The organism is Acidobacteriota bacterium (assembly GCA_034211275.1).
Taxonomy (GTDB): Bacteria; Acidobacteriota; Thermoanaerobaculia; order Multivoradales; family JAHZIX01; genus JAGQSE01.
Genome location: JAXHTF010000379.1, coordinates 1 through 1,874, shown reverse-complemented (window position 1 = coordinate 1,874; position 1,874 = coordinate 1). Strand labels below are relative to the sequence as shown.

The following is a 1,874-nucleotide window of genomic DNA, read 5'->3' as shown; positions in this document are numbered from 1 at the left end:
CCGTGCAGATCCGCTCGCCGATAACGGCGGCCGTTATCGTCGCTTGCCCTCGGCCGAGCCCGCCGCACGGGACGAGCCTTTACATAACGAAGTTATGCAAACCTGGCACGGGTTTCTCAAAGCCTCGTCAGCGTGGCCGGATGCGCCCGCCGCCCCCTCAAAGGGGGCTCCCCCCTGGCGCACCTCCTCGACGGACGTGCGCCAGCCTCCTCCGGGGGTCGAACCGTCGGCGCTGACAACGCCCACGTCTTCGGCGCTGCGCGCGGGCCACCGTCGGACGGTGTCCCGTGCTCGTACCGCCTCAGCCGCGGGCGCCCGAACCGTCGGAGCTGGCCTCCGGCCAGCACGGGCACACCGGGCAGCCTGTGACAGCTCATCAGCCAGGTGGACGAGCCATCAGCTCCACGGACAGCTCATCAGCTCTGTGGACATGTCCCCGAGGGCTGCTCCTGGAGGCAAGCTGGCGCGGTGGCCCGACGGCGTCAAGGCTTCCCTTCGGCGGCTTCGCCGGCCTTGACCCCGCCGGCCTCACCGCACCTCACACAAGCCAGGAGCAGCACCTCGAAAGAGGTCCTGGTGGACTCCTTCCATTAGCCGCCTGCGTCGGTCCCGGACCGCTACAATGCCTCCATGCGAAGGACAGCGGCTAAGACAGAAAAGCGCCTCACCGGCCTGACCCTCGGGCTCAGCCTGCTCGTCCTGCTCACCGGCGCCACCGGCCCCAGCCATGCCGCTGCCGTCGTCCCCACCTATGCCGAAAACGGCAACCGGGTCTCGGCCACTTTGCCGGTCCTCGGCGACCAGCTCGAGGCCGAGCTAAGTCCAGACCTGCAGCAAGGATACGAGCGATCTAGCGCCCAGATGGTGGTGGGGTCCCTGGATGCCCCAGGGAGGGGACTGTCCCCGGGATCCAGGGGCCCTGGCCGAGCGCTCTTAGATGAGTATCGCCGGTATCGGGGTCAGGGGTACTCACCACGAGCAGCGACCCGCTTGACTCGCGGTTATACGGGTGAAGGCCAGCACTTCATTCAAAAGGCTACAGTCAACCGGGCTATTCGCCGAGTTGGCGGCGCAGATACAGCCGCCGGTCGTTTCCTTGGGTGGTACCGGGACAGCGGCCTCAATGTAGTGCGCGGGCGGCGAATGTCCACTGGGAGGTTTTACGAATTCCACTCCCGTCTCCACGGCCTTCCTGCGTTCGGTCGTAGATCAGCCCAAGGCATGCGGCTCCTTCCCGGGGAACCTTGGATGGCGTCCAGAGTGTCTCCCGCATTGAGACCGTATGGGACTCTAGGATACCTTTGGCGCGGTAGCCCATCTGCGCTCAAAATCGCGGTTGGAGGAGCAGCGGCAGGAGGTGCGGCCGCCGCCTATTGGGCATGGCAGGACTAGGTGGAAAGATGCCGGATCTTCCTCGCATTCTCGCGTTCAAATCGTCCGAATTCCAGATGCACTGGCCTGACGACGCTAGCGGTGGAACAGCAGACCAGGCTGAACCTTGGGGGCTGGATTTAGCTGAGCGGATTTCGGCCAGATTGAGCGAATTCGACTTCGAAGCGGAGAGACCGTTAGAGGCGACAGAAGGATGGGAGGTGGACGTCGCCACCCCTGACGCGCGGTTTTCGGTGTTTGTCCATTGGGCCCCATTCGGAGATCGAGGAGAAGATCATTGGGTGTGCCAGGTCTTTCAGCGCAAGAATCTCCTTGGCCGACTCTTGGGGCGAACAAATGTGCCGCTTATTGAGAGACTCTGTGAGAGTCTTGAAACCGTCGTCCGGGAATTTGAAGATACCTCAGATTTGCGCTGGCTCAGCATGGAGGAGTTCCGTGAGTTGTACTGAGCGTTGCGGTAGCGTTACGACGTCTCGAGTCAG

General features: G+C 63.6%; 1 protein-coding gene. It reads left to right on the top strand.

Annotated elements, in window-relative coordinates; genetic code table 11:
- The first annotated feature begins 1,400 nt into the window (after positions 1-1,400).
- Positions 1,401-1,841 carry a hypothetical protein gene (locus tag SX243_26165; protein MDY7096472.1) on the top strand — a complete coding sequence of 147 codons (441 nt, stop codon included), beginning with the start codon at positions 1,401-1,403 and terminating at the stop codon, positions 1,839-1,841.
- Positions 1,842-1,874 lie beyond the last annotated feature (33 nt).

Excerpts from the sequence above, each read along its gene's own strand:
- SX243_26165 (MDY7096472.1), top strand. The coding sequence starts at position 1,401 with ATGCCGGATCTTCCTCGCATTCTCGCGTTCAAATCGTCCGAATTCCAG.